General features: G+C 47.8%; 13 protein-coding genes. 6 read left to right on the top strand and 7 right to left on the bottom strand.

Annotated elements, in window-relative coordinates:
- Positions 1-12: 12 nt before the first annotated feature.
- The 4 genes from V7Q13_RS04770 to V7Q13_RS04755 all read left to right on the top strand — a co-directional run bounded on the left by V7Q13_RS04770 (position 13) and on the right by V7Q13_RS04755 (position 3,445).
- A complete protein-coding gene (locus V7Q13_RS04770; protein ID WP_333799536.1) occupies positions 13-666 on the top strand; it encodes a CoA transferase subunit B in 654 nt (217 codons plus the stop codon).
- A gap of 78 nt (positions 667-744) precedes the next feature.
- Positions 745-1,584, top strand: a complete 840-nt coding sequence (locus V7Q13_RS04765; RefSeq protein ID WP_333799535.1) for an aminotransferase class IV — start codon at positions 745-747, stop codon at positions 1,582-1,584.
- 49 nt (positions 1,585-1,633) lie between these two features.
- Positions 1,634-2,938, top strand: coding sequence for a cryptochrome/photolyase family protein (locus V7Q13_RS04760; RefSeq protein ID WP_333799534.1), 1,305 nt, complete (start codon positions 1,634-1,636; stop codon positions 2,936-2,938).
- A 108-nt stretch (positions 2,939-3,046) separates the two neighbouring features.
- Positions 3,047-3,445 (top strand): energy transducer TonB, encoded by a 399-nt coding sequence (locus tag V7Q13_RS04755; protein ID WP_333799533.1) that lies wholly within the window; start codon positions 3,047-3,049, stop codon positions 3,443-3,445.
- An 8-nt stretch (positions 3,446-3,453) separates the two neighbouring features.
- On the opposite strand, the gene V7Q13_RS04750 is transcribed toward V7Q13_RS04755, so the two are convergent.
- From V7Q13_RS04750 to V7Q13_RS04720, 7 genes are all read right to left on the bottom strand, one after another.
- Positions 3,454-4,608 (bottom strand): MFS transporter, encoded by a 1,155-nt coding sequence (locus V7Q13_RS04750; protein ID WP_333799532.1) that lies wholly within the window; start codon positions 4,606-4,608, stop codon positions 3,454-3,456.
- An 86-nt stretch (positions 4,609-4,694) separates the two neighbouring features.
- Entirely contained in the window at positions 4,695-5,612 is a 918-nt protein-coding gene (locus V7Q13_RS04745) for a 1,4-dihydroxy-6-naphthoate synthase (protein ID WP_333799531.1), read from the bottom strand.
- Between the two features lie 88 nt (positions 5,613-5,700).
- Positions 5,701-6,309: a futalosine hydrolase gene (mqnB, locus tag V7Q13_RS04740; protein ID WP_333799530.1), complete on the bottom strand. Its 609-nt coding sequence runs from the start codon at positions 6,307-6,309 to the stop codon at positions 5,701-5,703.
- A gap of 212 nt (positions 6,310-6,521) precedes the next feature.
- Positions 6,522-8,015 carry an IMP dehydrogenase gene (gene guaB / locus V7Q13_RS04735; protein WP_157479628.1) on the bottom strand — a complete coding sequence of 498 codons (1,494 nt, stop codon included), beginning with the start codon at positions 8,013-8,015 and terminating at the stop codon, positions 6,522-6,524.
- Positions 8,016-8,200: 185 nt separating this feature from the next.
- Positions 8,201-8,500 carry a DUF202 domain-containing protein gene (locus V7Q13_RS04730; protein WP_157479627.1) on the bottom strand — a complete coding sequence of 100 codons (300 nt, stop codon included), beginning with the start codon at positions 8,498-8,500 and terminating at the stop codon, positions 8,201-8,203.
- Between the two features lie 217 nt (positions 8,501-8,717).
- Positions 8,718-9,815, bottom strand: coding sequence for a DNA-processing protein DprA (dprA, locus tag V7Q13_RS04725; protein ID WP_333799529.1), 1,098 nt, complete (start codon positions 9,813-9,815; stop codon positions 8,718-8,720).
- Between the two features lie 180 nt (positions 9,816-9,995).
- Positions 9,996-11,903 carry an OmpA family protein gene (locus V7Q13_RS04720; protein WP_333799528.1) on the bottom strand — a complete coding sequence of 636 codons (1,908 nt, stop codon included), beginning with the start codon at positions 11,901-11,903 and terminating at the stop codon, positions 9,996-9,998.
- Between the two features lie 142 nt (positions 11,904-12,045).
- Between V7Q13_RS04720 and V7Q13_RS04715 the strand changes: the two genes are divergently transcribed.
- Positions 12,046-13,752 carry a DUF1800 domain-containing protein gene (locus V7Q13_RS04715; RefSeq protein WP_333799527.1) on the top strand — a complete coding sequence of 569 codons (1,707 nt, stop codon included), beginning with the start codon at positions 12,046-12,048 and terminating at the stop codon, positions 13,750-13,752.
- Between the two features lie 13 nt (positions 13,753-13,765).
- Complete coding sequence (locus V7Q13_RS04710; protein WP_333799526.1) at positions 13,766-15,337, top strand: DUF1501 domain-containing protein; 1,572 nt, start codon at positions 13,766-13,768, stop codon at positions 15,335-15,337.
- Positions 15,338-15,389: the final 52 nt, after the last annotated feature.

The raw sequence follows: 15,389 nt of genomic DNA, 5'->3' as shown, positions 1-15,389 counted from the left end.
GCACATTGAATCATGCTTGATAAAAATCAAATAGCGAAGCGTATTGCGCAGGAACTGCGTGATGGGATGTACGTAAACTTAGGTATAGGCATTCCCACATTGGTGGCTAACTATATTCCAGCAGGCGTAAACGTTGTGCTGCAAAGTGAAAACGGATTGCTGGGCATGGGCCCATTCCCATTTGAAGGAGAGGAAGACCCCGACCTGATTAATGCAGGCAAGCAAACCATTACCACCGTACCGGGCTCTGTTTTTTTCGACAGTGCTATGAGCTTTGGAATGATTCGTGCCGGCAAAGTAGACCTCACCGTACTAGGTGCCATGGAAGTAGCCGACAACGGTGATATTGCCAACTGGAAAATACCCGGTAAAATGGTGAAGGGCATGGGGGGGGCGATGGATTTGGTAGCCAGTGCCAAAAACATCATTGTGGCCATGCAACACGTAAACAAAGCAGGTGAAAGCAAACTGCTCAAGCAGTGTTCCTTGCCCATTACTGGTGTAGGTTGTGTCAAAAAAATTGTAACGGAGCTGGGATTGTTTGATGTAACGGAACGTGGATTTGAGCTGCGGGAATTGGCGCCGGGTGTAACCGTAGCAGAAGTACAAGCCAAAACTGAAGGCCGCCTCGTAGTAGAAGGTGATATCCCGGTCATGAACCTTTAATGCAGCTTTTTTCCCTACCCGTTAGATTACTGATACAGTTGTACTTTGCAGTCTACACAAGCAAGTACAACCTCCATTATGTTAGTCTATCTCAACGGACATTTTATCAACGAGCAAAAGGCAACGGTATCTGTCAATAACCGCTCCTTTCGGTATGGCGATGGTTGTTTTGAAACCATCAAACTCATGCATGGTAAAGTGTTGCAGCCGCAGTACCACACCGGGCGTTTGTTTGCATCCTTGGCGCAATTGTATTTCGATTGCCCATCCTATTTTACACCAACGTATATCATACAGCGCATAGAAGAACTGGCAGCAAAAAACCAGCATCAAACTTTGGCCCGCATTCGGGTAACGGTTTTTCGGGGCGATAGCGGCTTGTACGATCCATCGAACATGCGCCCCAATCTGCTCATTCAATCCTGGCCATTGAATGAAGAAAACAATCAGCTCAACAGCAACGGTTTGGTGCTCGACATTTACCGGGACGGCCACAAAGCCTGCGATACTTTGGCCAACATTAAAAGCAACAATTACCTGCTCTATGCCATGGCTGCCATAGCTGCAAAAGCACAGCATTGCAACGATATGTTGGTGCTCAATCAGCATGGACGAGTAGCGGATAGCAGCATTGCCAACCTCTGGTTGGTGGAAGGCGACACATTGGTAACGCCTGCATTAACCGAAGGCCCGGTAAGTGGTACCGTACGCAGGTACTTGCTGGAAAAGCTTGCCAGCAAAGGCTTTTCTACCATTGAATCGACAATAACTGAGGAACGGCTAATGGCTGCCGACGAAGTGTTTTTGACCAACGCCATTTACGGTTTGAAATGGGTGCAGCGCATTGGCAACCAATCATACGGTAGCAAATGGGCGGCCAAAATACATGCTCAATTGCTGCAACCCTTGTGGCAATAAACTATTTGCAGGGGTGCTTGTTTATTGCACACAACCTAATCGCATCAATATGTCTGCTGTCAATATCATGTGGTTTCGCCGTGACTTGCGCCTGACCGACAACGCTGCTTTGTACCATGCACTCAAGGCCGGCTTGCCGGTGGTGCCGGTGTTTATTTTCGACAGGCATATTTTGGATAAGCTGGAAGACAAGGCCGACAGAAGAGTAGAATTTATTCATGCGGCTTTGCAGGATATGCAACAGCAGCTGCAAGCTATGGGCAGCACAATGCATGTGTATTATGGTTTTGCTGATGCCGTGTGGCCACAAATTCTGAAGGACTATCCGGTAGCAAATGTGTTTACCAATCACGACTATGAACCCTACGCATTGGAGCGGGATGCTGCCGTGCAACAAATGCTGGCGGCTAACAACATCGGCTTTCATACCTACAAAGACCAGGTGATTTTTGAGAAAGGCGAAGTGCTGAAAGATGATGGCAAACCCTACACGGTGTTTACTCCTTACAGCAAAAAATGGAAAGCCAAGCTCAATGCTTTTTATCTGAAAGCCTATCCTACAGAAAAGTATTTCGCAGCGTTTTTACAACAGGATGTAAAACCAATTCCCAGTTTGGAGAGCATGGGTTTTCAGCAGGTAGACAAACCTTTTCCTGCACGGTTGCTGAAAGCGGAACTGATAAAAAAATACAAAGACCAGCGGGATATTCCGGCGATTGAAGGCACATCTCGACTGGGTGTACACCTGCGTTTTGGTACGCTCAGCATGCGCAAACTGGCTGCTTATGCGCAGCCACTCAGCGAAGGATTTTTGAACGAACTCATCTGGCGGGATTTTTACCACATGATACTCTGGCATTTTCCACAGGTGGGCAAAGGACAAGCATTTAAACCGCAATACGATTTGATTCAGTGGCGGAATAATGAAGCGGAATTTAAAGCGTGGTGCGAAGGCAATACCGGCTATCCCATTGTAGATGCCGGCATGCGGGAACTCAACGAGACTGGATTTATGCACAACCGTGTTCGTATGATTGTGGCTTCTTTCCTCACCAAACATTTGCTCATCGACTGGCGCTGGGGCGAAGCTTATTTTGCACAAAAACTACTCGACTTTGACTTGGCGGCCAACAACGGTGGCTGGCAATGGGCTGCCAGCAGCGGCTGCGATGCAGCGCCTTATTTCCGGGTGTTTAACCCCAGCCTGCAAACACAAAAGTTTGACCCGCAATTGAAATACGTTCGCAAATGGGTACCCGAATTTGAAAGCCTGACGAAGTATGTGCCGCCCATTGTGAATCATGAAATGGCCCGCAAACGGGTGCTGGAAGTGTACAAGCAAGCGTTGGGGTAAAGGAAGCTGTAGATGACTTGACGATAAGTTAAGTGCATCTTTTTGCAGAAACTTTCAACTGCACATTGTGCAAATGAATCATCATTGTCATCATAGCAAATGATGACAATGCAAATCAGTAAATACTTCATAGTACTATTACTTCTCTCTTGTAATAAATTACTTGCACAGTTTGAGTATAAAGAAGACTTGATTATACCCAACTGTGATGAAACCTATCCGGAATTTCCCGGTGGTATTAGTGCTATCCATCAGTATTTACACAATGCAATAAAGTACCCAAAGTGGGCGTACAAAAATGACATCACAGATACTGTTAGAATCACCTTCACCGTGGGTACTTCAGGAAAAATTGTAGCGATAAAAGCAGAAGGGTACAAGCATGAAAGACTGGCTCAAAGGGTAGTCAATGCTTTTCAAAAAATGCCTGCATGGAAGCCCGGCTCTATTGCAGGCAAACCAGTGGAAATGAAAGAGGCCATACGTATTTACTTTTTGGTACGATGAAATGGCAGCTACTTTTTCTTCGGCAATGCACCCGCCAAAATACTGGTGCTCAGTCCTACCAATGCGACCATGGCAAAGCTCCAGCGCAGGTTGGTGGCTTCGGCTACAAAACCAATAATGGGCGGGCCCGATAAAAAGCCGGCATAGCCAAATGTAGAGACCATGGCCAAGGCTTGTCCGGGTTGTAAAGTAGTACTACGACCTGCCTGGCTGTACACCAGTGGCACCACGCTGCTTACACCAAAACCCACCAGCATAAATCCAATGGTGGCTGCTACTATGGTGGGAAACAATACGGCTGTCATTAAGCCGGTGGCAATTAAACAACCGGCACCCCGCAGCATAAGACGGGAGCCAACCCGCATCACCACTTTATCGGCCATAAATCTGCCGGTGGCCATGCATCCCATAAATGCTGCATAACCCAAGCCCGTTAAAGAAGCAGGTACTTGCACGGCCTTTTTGAAATACACACCACTCCAGTCGAACATGGCGCCTTCGCAAAGCAAACAGGCAAATGCAATGGCACCGAGTTTGAGAATTTGTTTGTTGGGCAATGCAAATGCAGATTGCGATTTTTTTGCAGCAGTAGTAGGAATGGTTCTCGATAAAAAAATGAACGTGAGTGTGTACACTGTGGCGGCAATAATGGCGAAGTGTTGCCAGGTAAGCAGCTGCAATCCCATGAGCAATGCACCTACTGCGGCACCGCTAAAACCGGCCAAACTCCAAATGCCATGAAAGGAGGCCATGATGGTGCGGCCATACAATTTTTCAACGACCACGGCTTGTGTGTTTACCGATACATTCATCATATTGCCCGACAAGCCAAAGAAAAACAAGGCAACCACCAATTGCCATATTGCTTCCGTAAAACCAATAGACAATAAAATAGTAGGGTACGCAAACGCGGCTATGCGCAGCACATTGCGGCTGCCAAATTTGGTAACCATGGCACCCGAAATGAAGGAGCTCACCAACAAACCAAACGGCAATGCCAGCAACACGCTACCCAGTTGGGCTTCGTTCAGTTGCAGCTTTGCCTGCACTTGTGGTATGCGGCTGGCCCAACTGGCAAACGTAAATCCTGCGGTGAAAAAAAATACAGCCACAGCAATGCAGTGGCTTCGTGGCGATAAAGGACTGGCTACATTGGCTTCCATTCTACGAATTGTATGGTGGTGTAATGGCGGGCAATGTTGTAGAAATAATGCGTTGCAAATGTACAACCATCAACGCGAAGCAAAACTCAGGGCTGCGCAAAAACCGTTTGTGGTGGATAAGCTTTCTTACCCAAGGTTTCCATCATTTGTAATACCGCTGCCTTACCTGCATCGCCCAGGTTAAGTGAGTAATCATTCACATACAAATTGATGTGTTGACGCATTACATCCTCACTCATTTCCTGTGCATGACAACGTACATAGTCAGTTACAGCAGGGTAGTGGGCAAATGCATACTGCAGGCTTTCGTGTATCAATGCATCTACACGTTGAATGAGGGCTGCATCAAAACTTCTTTTCATCACAATGCCACCCAGTGGAATAGGATTGCCCGTGGTTTGCTCCCAATAATCGCCGAGGTCGATGATTTTGTGCAAGCCTTTTTCCTGGTACGTAAATCTGTTTTCGTGAATGATGACACCCATATCAAACCCTCCCAAACCCTCCCTAAAGGGCGGGCTTTGTGAATCGGCTGAAGCTTTTAAATCACTTCCATTATTCAACACCCAATTTTCTATTTCATCGAAGCGCATGAACACCTTGTTCTTTGCATTTGGAAAAGCCTGCGAAAACAAGAAATGCGCAGTAGTGTCTTCGCCGGGTACAGCAATGGTGGATGCATTCACCAACGCTTGTATTTCCTGCCAATTGTATTCATCCTTCGTACCTCGTACTTCGTTCTTCGAAATTAGCAATGGTCCTACGCCTTTGCCCAATGCGCCGCCACTATTCAGCACTACATAAGTGTCCGTAATTTTTGGTGTAACGCCGTAGCTGATTTTGCTGATGTCGAGCTTGCCTGCTTTCGCCCATTGGTTCAGCGTTTGTACGTCTTCCAGCACTACTTCAAATTCCAGATCGCTGCTGTCAATTTTGTTGTTGACCAGTGCATCAAAAATGAAGGTGTCGTTGGGACAGGGAGAAAAACCAAGTGTCAGTTTCATGCCAGAGAAATATGGGCAAAGAAACGACCGTTCCGTTCAATCGCAGTTGCGAAGATGGGAACGGTCGTCAATGTATTGTCAAAAAAAATTACAGCGAATCTATCAGTGCTTTTACGGCAGCATTGAGGTTGGCAATGGCCGTGGCCAGCATCCATTTGGTTTTGTCTCTTTCGCCTACATAGTTGCTGATGGCCCGCAGCTGCACAAAGGGCACGTTCTTTTTACTGCATACATAATGCAGGGCAGCGCCTTCCATGCTTTCAATATCGGCTTGCCATTTTTGCTGCAATGCTTGCACGTAAGGGGTGTAGTCTGTTACTGTGTTGATGGTAATAGATTTTACATGCGGCATTTGCAGTTTATTGATGATGTTGTGCGGATTGACCAGCCATTCCTTTTCGGTACTCAGGCCCAGCTGCTGCAGCGAATGAAACTGATTGGCTTCGTAGCTGCCGGCATCACCAAAAGCATCTTGCTTCACCGCTACTACATCGCCCATCTTGAGGCCGCTGCCTTCAAATGCACCTGCCACTCCCGCCTGTATCACCAAATCATAGCGATGTCCATGCAGTTGCTCAGATAGTTCGTACGTGGCTGCATGCAGGCCCACTCCGGTAATAAGGATGTCGTGGTGTGGCGCACTCAACACATAATCCTGAATCTCCAATTGCGTAGCCGAAACCAATAATATTTTCATAACGGGCTCAATAGTTTGATTAGAACAAAACTGATGGATTGCGAATGAACAAACAAAAACTTGTATCAGCTATTTTTTAAGTAAATACTACTTAATTCGGCACAGCAGCCAGCACCAATACAACCGTTTTTAACGCCGTATTGGCCCATAAAAAAACTGCAACAACCATTGGTTGTTGCAGCAATGCATTAGCGTTATGATGTATTGAAACCTTAGCGGCTATAGTTGGGTGCCTCACGGGTAATTTCAATATCGTGGGCATGGCTTTCTTTTATGCCGGCGCTGGTAATGCGTACAAACTGCGCTTTCTCCTGCAAGGTGTTGATATCTGCAGCACCACAGTAGCCCATGCCTGCCCGCAAGCCACCGGTGTATTGGTGTATTACTTCGCTCAGGTGGCCTTTGTAGGCTACGCGGCCTTCAATGCCTTCGGGTACCAGTTTTTTAATGCCGTCTTCCACATCCTGAAAATAGCGGTCGCCGCTGCCTTTTTGCATGGCACCAATGCTGCCCATGCCGCGATACTGCTTAAACTTACGGCCTTCGTAAATGATGGTATCGCCGGGGCTCTCTTCAGTACCGGCAAATACGCCACCCATCATCACGGTGCTGGCACCGGCTACCAATGCTTTTACCAAATCGCCGGTGTAGCGGATACCACCATCTGCAATTACAGGAACACCCTTGGCTTTGAGGGCTGCGCTGGCTTCCATTACGGCGGTTATTTGTGGTACACCTGCACCGGCTACAATGCGGGTGGTACAAATGCTACCGGGGCCAATGCCCACTTTCACACAATCGGCACCGGCATCGGCCAATGCTTTGGCACCTGCTGCGGTACCTACGTTGCCGGCTATTACCTGCAGGTTTTTAAAATTCTTCTTGAGTGTTTTCAGCGCATCAATCACGCCCTTGCTGTGGCCGTGGGCACTGTCGAGTGTTACCACATCCACACCTATTTTCATGAGGGCTTCGGCACGTTCCAGCATATCGCCGGTAATACCCAGTGCAGCGCCTACCAGCAGTCGGCCGTAAGCATCTTTCACTGCATTAGGATAGTTCTGCACTTTCTGAATATCGCGGTAGGTAATGAGGCCCACCAGAGTGCCGTCTTTTTTTACCACAGGCAGTTTCTCCACTTTGTACTTGCTCAAAATTTTGCGGGCACCTACCAGGTCGGTGCCTTCTGGTGCGGTAATGAGGCCTTCGCTGGTCATTACCTGCTTTATTTTTTTGCGGGGGTTGTCTTCAAACCGCAGGTCGCGGTTGGTGAGAATGCCCGTCAGTTTGTTCTTGCTGTCTACAATGGGAATGCCGCCAATTTTATTGTCGGCCATCAACTTGAGTGCATCGCCAATTGTGGCTTCTTCGTGCATCGTTACGGGGTCGATGATCAAGCCGCTTTCGCTGCGTTTCACCTTTCTAACCTGCTCGGCCTGCTGCTCAATGCTCATGTTTTTGTGCAGAATGCCAATGCCACCCTCCCGGGCCAGCGCAATGGCCAGTTGCCATTCGGTCACTGTGTCCATGGCGGCACTAATGATGGGAATGTTGAGGGTAATGTTTTTGGTGAGGCGGGTTTTGATGTCCACTTCACGGGGCAGTACCTGGCTGTAGGCCGGCACCAATAGTACATCGTCGAAGGTGAGGCCTTCGCCAAAAAACTTATCGACAGACTTGGTAAGGGGAGATTTTTTTGTTGCCATGGGCAAAAGTAGGGTAACGAACCTATTCGAGCCAAAAATGGACTGGGGCTGTCGGCAGTTGTACATGCTTCGGCTACAGTCCGGCGCCCTGCATGCTCCGCTTCGCTCCGGCCCCGACCGAAGCGTCGGGGGCTGGCTTCGTGCCTCAGCCACATTCCGGTCACCGCAGCCCATCAGCAGTTGATTTACTCATCATCCGCTTCCAGGTACGCCATTTTATAATCGCCAATGTGCTGCTCACTCTCTTTGATTTTGCGGCGGTGGTACAGGTAGTTGACAATACCAATGATGAGCAGGATAGCCGCAATGACCATAAAGCTGTATTCAACGATGCCGCCGTCTTTCATATCAATCAAATGATTGATGCTGATGCCCGCCACCAGAAAATACATGGCCGTACGCAAGAAGGCCAGAAACGTACTTTGGTTGGCCATAATGGTACGCTGCAGCGCCAGCTTTTCGCGGAGGATGAGGTCTTTGTTCATGCGGTGTTGATTGGGGTGTAAATATCTGTCTTATCTATTTTGCCAGCAACGTCTCCCACAGGGGACGTTGCGTTTGTCTTATATCTTTCCCTAAGTCATACAAAAAAATACAACGCAACGTCCCGTGCCGGAGACGATGCTTGGAAGTAAATCGTAAATGGTTTATCGTTCATAATCTGCGATAATCCGTCTTCATCTACAAAATCCGTGTCCCATCTCAAATAACCTTATACATCTTTCCCGGCAGGCTTGCTACTACACCCTGCAGCTCCAGTGTCAGCAGTGCAGTAGCTACTGCAGAGGCGGAGAGCTGGCTGCGCAAATTGATTTCATCAATGTGCAAGGGTGATGGTTGTAAAAGGTCGTACAGTATCCGTTCATCTGCACTCAGCTCTATAAACAAACTGCGTTGTGCCGGTGCTTTCTTTTCCTGTGGCAGCCAGTTCATCATTTCCAGTACATCTTGTCCACTGGTAATGAGTGCTGCTTTATTGGTTTTAATCAAATGGTTGCAGCCACGGCTGCGACTGTCTGTTATTTTACCGGGATACGCCAGCACATCGTGGTTGTAATTGTTGGCCAATTCGGCAGTAATCATGCTGCCACCTTTCACATCCGTTTCTACTACAATTGTAGCATCGGCCATACCCGCTACTATGCGGTTGCGGGTAGGAAAATTGTGTTTGTCGGGGCCGGTGCCACTCATGAATTCAGTGAGTATACCGCCGCCTTCTTCCAGCATTTGTTTGGCGAGTTTTTTGTTTTCCGCAGGATAGATGGTTTGTAAGCCATGTGCCAGCACAGCCACGGTCGGCAATGTATGTTTCAGCGCATCCCGATGGGCCAATGTGTCTATACCAAATGCCAGCCCACTTACAATGAGTACTTCGTGTGCTGCTAAACTTTCCATCAGTTCCTGTACACAATGCTTGCCGTAATCGCTGTTTTTACGAGTGCCAATGATGGATACTATCCTGCTTTGGTTGAGGTTGGCTTCTCCTTTGTAATACAGCATCGTGGGGCTGTCATAGCAATTGAGCAATCGCTTTGGGTACGCTTCATCCAGCAAGCACAATGGTTGTATGTGATGCTTCTCGATAAAAGCCACTTCGCTGCTGCATAGCTCAAAATCTGTGTATTGCTTGATGCTTTCTGCTCTGACTGTACCAATGCCATCAATAGCAGAGAGCATCGATTTTTTGGCTTTGAAAATATCGGTGGCGTTACCAAAATGTTGGAGCAATGTTTTGGCCGCTACGCAACCAATTTGTGGTACCTGTGTGAGGGCAATGCGGTATTCGAGTTCGGTGGGCATGTTGGGGGTTCGGGTGTTTTTTAGTTCCAAAGTTCCAAAGTTCACAAGCAAGGTTTCAGCAAATGCTTCCCTACTTCCATATTTCTTATTGCTTATTCCTTATTGAATCTTTTTTCAGTTGAACTTACCAACGAACAAACAAAAAACCAAAAACAACAAACGATGAACTGACGGAAGCAACTACAAACCCACAATCTGCAATTCTGTGCGGCGGTTTTTTGCCCGACCTGCTTCTGTGCTGTTGTCTGCAATGGGTTTGCTGCTACCAAAACCTTTTGCCGTCAGGCGGGTTGCAACCACGCCTTTGCTCACCAAATAGGCTACCACACTTTTGGCCCGGTTGGTGCTCAGCAGCAGGTTGTCGGCGGGCTTGCCTACATTATCAGTATGCCCGTTGATTTGCACTTTTACCGAAGGATTGTCTTGCAGCAATTGCACCAGTTTATCGAGTTCTACATAGGAGCTGGGGTTGAGTTGGAAGGAGTTGGTTTCGTATAAAATATTCTTCAACTCTAATGAGCTATTGATGCGAATGGGTTGCAACAAAATGTTGTTGGTGTAAGTGCTGTCAGCTGGTTGTGCTGCCAGTTCAAACCGATCGCTGTAAAACAAATACCCCTGTCTGTTTACCGTGAAAGAATAATCATTGCCTACAGGCAATGTTACCAGGTAATTGCCCGTTTCATCTGTGACTACTTTTTGCAACACTTCACCGCTGTTCAGGTTTTTCAATTCAATGGCAGAGGGCAAACCTTTTTTCGTTTCAGCATCTTGCACCACGCCTTTTACCCATAATGTTTTAAACGGCCGGTCGTATTCTGGTAGTTCAAAACGATACAAATCCAATGCACCACGGCTATCGCTACGGGCACTGGCAAAGAAGGCGGTTTTGCCATCGGCCGCTACACTCAGGCTGCCATCATCTTCAATGGTATTGATGGGAAAGCCGAGGTTTTGCGGCACACTCCACTGTCCGCCGGGTCCTTTACGGCTCACATAAATATCGCTGCCACCATAGCCGGGATGTCCGCCCGAAGTGAAATACAAGGTTTGATTATCGGCATGAATAAACGGTGCCAATTCATCAGAAGTAGTATTGAAATTGGGCCCCATGTTTTCGGCCTTGCTCCATTGGCCATTGGGCAATCTTTTTACCGCATACAAATCTTTGCCACCAAAACCACCGGGCCGGTTGCTGCTGAAATACAAAGTTTGTTTATCGGGGCTCAGCGTAGGACTGCTCTCCCAAAACTCCGTGTTGATATTGCTGCCCAAATTGAAGGGTTCGCTCCAGCCATTGTTGTCGGCGTAGCAGATGTACAAATCAAAATCGCCAAAGCCTTCTTCAAAATTGCCGGCAAAAATGAGCCAGCTGCCATCCTGCGAAATCATCAATCCACCTTTCGATTCTTCTTCGTTGAGCGGTCCCGCAATAGGCTTGGCCAAGCTGTAGCCATCGCTGGTTTTGAAAGCCTGATAAAAATCTTCCCGAAAGCCAATGCCCCTGCGGGTAAATACCAAACGGCTATCATCAATCGTGAAGGATGGATAGTATTCGCTACGATTGCTGTTGATGCTATCGCCCAAATTGAGCGGATGAAATTCCTTGCTGCTTTTGTTGTTGGCAATGGCTTGCAAAGCAAATGCATAAGTGCCCGACCGATATGTGGCGGCTTGTTTGCTGCGGGGGTGCAGGTTGGGCAGGTTTAGGTAGCGTTGAATAATGTGTTGCGCTTCTTCAAAACGCCCGGCACCAGCAAGGTTGATGGAGTAGGGCAGGTAATAATCACGACTGTAAATGCTGTCGAGTGCAATGCCTGTTTCGTAGCACAGAATGGCACTGTCGTATTGCTTTTGCTGTCCGCAGGCGCCTGCCAAACTCAGCCAGGCATCTACAAATTTGGGGTCTTGCTTCAATGCTTTTACCAGCAAGGCTTTGCCTGCAGCAAACTGACCATCGGTGAGCTGCTCAATGGCGCCGCTGTACATAAACTGCAGCTTGCTGTTTACTTTTTCAGGATTGTACCATTGGGCATTTCCTGAAAAGTGGAAGAGCAATAAAAAGAACAACAGACGAAGCGTTTTCATGTACAATATTATGGTGGCTGAAATTAGGCGGTTTTGTGTTAATGGCCTGTCAAGGAAGAGGGCCGCAAACTTGTATGGTTTATTTCTCTAATCCATGTAACTTTTGCCCGGTATCCAAGTCTACCCAACTCAACTGCTTACTATGGATCGGAGAGATTTCTTCCGTACATCAATCAATACCAGTGATGCTGCTACTGCAACTACCTTGCCAGCAGCAACTCCACCACCTACCAACCGCAAAGTACGCCTGCAATCAGGCGTACAGTTGTACGGCGGTGCATGGGGTAAAAACGAACTCATCCATTTGCTGAAACGAACCATGTTTGGTGCCCGAAAAGCAGATGTTGATTTTTTCAGCGGACAGTCGATGTCGGCAGTGGTAGATGCATTGCTTACGGTGCCGGGTAACAGCAGCACCGTGCCGGTAAAAGTGTACACGCCCAATGCGCAAACCACACCGGCTAACGATCCGGATTTGGCATTGGCACAAGGCCAGCCATGGGTGGCGGTACATACCAACGATGGCTCTGTGAACAGTGGCAGACGGGCAGCTTTCAAAGCCTGGTGGGTAGGGCAAATGGTGAATCAGGAGCGAAACATTCAGGAGAAAATGGTGCTTTTTTGGCACAATCATTTTGCTACAGAAACGGTGGATATCAGCTATGGCATTGGTTGCTATCAACACAATGTATTGCTGCGCAAATATGCGTTGGGCAACTTTAAAGAAATGGTGAAAGCCATTACGCTGGACCCGGCCATGCTGCGCTACCTCAATGGTGAAAAGAATTTGAAAAATGCTCCCGATGAAAACTATGCCCGTGAGTTGCAGGAGTTATTTACATTGGGCAAAGGGCCCGACAGCAAATACACAGAAGAAGATGTAAAACAAGCAGCCAGAGTGCTCACTGGTTTTCGAATAAAGTATGCCGATGTAACCAGTTACTTTGATGCCAACCAACATGATACCGGCAACAAAACATTCAGTAGTTTTTACAACAACAAAATCATTACAGGAAAAACTGGTACCAACGGAGCACAGGAGTTAGATGAGCTGCTCGATATGATTTTTGCGCAGCCCGAAGTGGCGAAACACATTGTGCGAAAACTATACCGTTGGTTTGTGTATTACGATATTGATGCACAAGTAGAAGCTGATGTGATAACACCTTTAGCCAATCTTTTCCGCCAAGGCAATTATGAAATAAAAACGGTGATGGCGGCGCTGCTCAAAAGCGAACATTTTTTTGACCCACTCAATCAGGGATGCCAGATAAAAAGCCCGGCCGATTTGGTCATTGGTGCGGTTCGTGAGTTCAATGTGCAGTTTCCGGTGGCGACCGATTTTGCCAACAACTATACCATGTGGAATTGGCTGCAAACCAACACCACCAATCAGCAACAAAACATTGGCGACCCGCCCGATGTAAGTGGTTGGAAAGCGTACTATCAGGAGCCGCAGTTTTACGAAATCTGGATCAACAGCGACACGCTGCCGAAGCGCATTCAGTTTACTGATACGATGATCATCAATGGCTATACCCGCAACGGACAAACCATTCGTTTTGATGCCATCGCTTTTGCCAAAACGCTGCCTAATCCCGGCGACCCGAATACATTGATTGATGATTCGCTGTTGTATCTCTACCGCATTCCTTTGACTGTTGCGTCTAAAGCACAAATCAAAAAAGATATTTTACTCAGCGGTCAGTCCAGCGATCATTACTGGACTGATGCGTGGAATGCCTACATGGCTAACCCGAACGACAATATGGCCATGACCACGGTACGCAACAGGCTCCGCAGTTTGTATCAATATTTCATGAACCTGGCCGAGTACCAGTTGGCATAAATGCACAACAGTGATGAAAAGACGTTCCTTTTTACAACAAACACTACAAGGCGTAACACTGCCTGCATTGGTAGGTGGTTTTTCGGTAAAAGCTTTTGGCGAAGCCTCTCCATTTTTCGACATGTTTGGCCTGGCAGAAGATACCGACCACGTGCTGGTATTGGTGCAACTTAATGGTGGCAACGATGGATTGAATACCGTGATTCCGCTGGATCAGTACAGCCTCTATAACAATGCCCGCAGCAATATTGCCATTCCGGAAAGTAAAGTGCTTAGCCTCACCAACAACAAAGCCACCGGTTTGCATACCGCTATGGCGGGTATGCAATCTTTGTACAACGATGGTAAAATGGCCATTGTGCAGGCCGTGGGTTATCCTTCACCCAACTTTTCGCATTTCAGAGCTACGGATATTTGGATGAGTGCCAGCGACAGCAATCAGTTTGTGAACTCTGGTTGGGCGGGCCGCTACCTCAACCAATACTATCCCAATTATCCATCGGGTTATCCCAACAGCAACATGCCCGATCCTGTGGCCATACAAATTGGTTCGGTTACATCGTTGGCGCTGCAAGGCCCGGCGGTAAACATGGGCATGAGCATTACCAACCCCAGTAGTTTTTACAATTTGGTAAATGGTGTACAAGACACAGCACCCAATACACCTGCAGGTAAAGAACTGACTTACATCCGCACCGTAGCCCGGCAAACCCAACAGTACGCCGACACTATTAAAACTGCTGCTGCCAAAGTAGTGCAGCAGTCTGCGTACCCCACAGGCAACAGCCTGGCCGACCAACTCAAAATTGTTGCCCGTTTGGTAAAAGGCGGCTTGAAAACAAGGGTGTACATGGTAAGCATGGGTGGTTTCGATAACCACGCCAATCAGGTAAACAATACCGATAAAACCACGGGCACCCATGCAAATCTGTTGAAAACACTCAGCGATGCAGTAAAAGCTTTTCAGGATGACCTGAAGTTTTTGGGGGTAGAAGACCGGGTACTCGGCATGACCTTTAGTGAGTTTGGCCGGCGCATCAAAAGCAACGGCAGCGTAGGCACCGACCATGGTGCTGCGGCCCCGGTTTTTTTGTTTGGTAAAAATGTACAGCCTGGTGTAGTGGGCACCAATCCTATTATTCCTGCCAACCCCACAGTGCAGGATAATGTGGCTTTTCAATACGATTTCCGCAGTGTGTATGCCAGCATTTTGGAGAGTTGGTTTTGTGTAGACAATACCACCATTCAGGGCCTGCTGCTCAAAAATTTTCAACGCCTGCCAGTGGTGAATGGAACAGGCTGTGGCATTACACCACCTGCTGCCAGTGCGGGAAAAATCCGTAACTATCCTAACCCGTTTGAGAGCCAAACCACTATCGAGTTTACAAGCAATGGTGGCCATACTTTACTGCAAGTCATTGACATGACCGGCCGGGTGATTGCGGTGCTGCTCGATAAAGACTATGTGGGCCCCACTACCGACCGGGTGGTTTTTCAGGGCGGCACTTTGCCGGCAGGCAGCTACTATGCCCGCCTACAAAACGGCACCGACACCAAAGTTTGCCTCATGATGAAGCTTCGTTAAACTTTACTTGTTGCAAAAAAATGTTGCAATAAATTTTTGGGCAGCAATATGC

The organism is Phnomibacter sp. (assembly GCF_036803085.1).
Classification (GTDB): Bacteria; Bacteroidota; Bacteroidia; order Chitinophagales; family Chitinophagaceae; genus Phnomibacter.
This window is presented reverse-complemented; position numbering and strand designations above follow the sequence as displayed.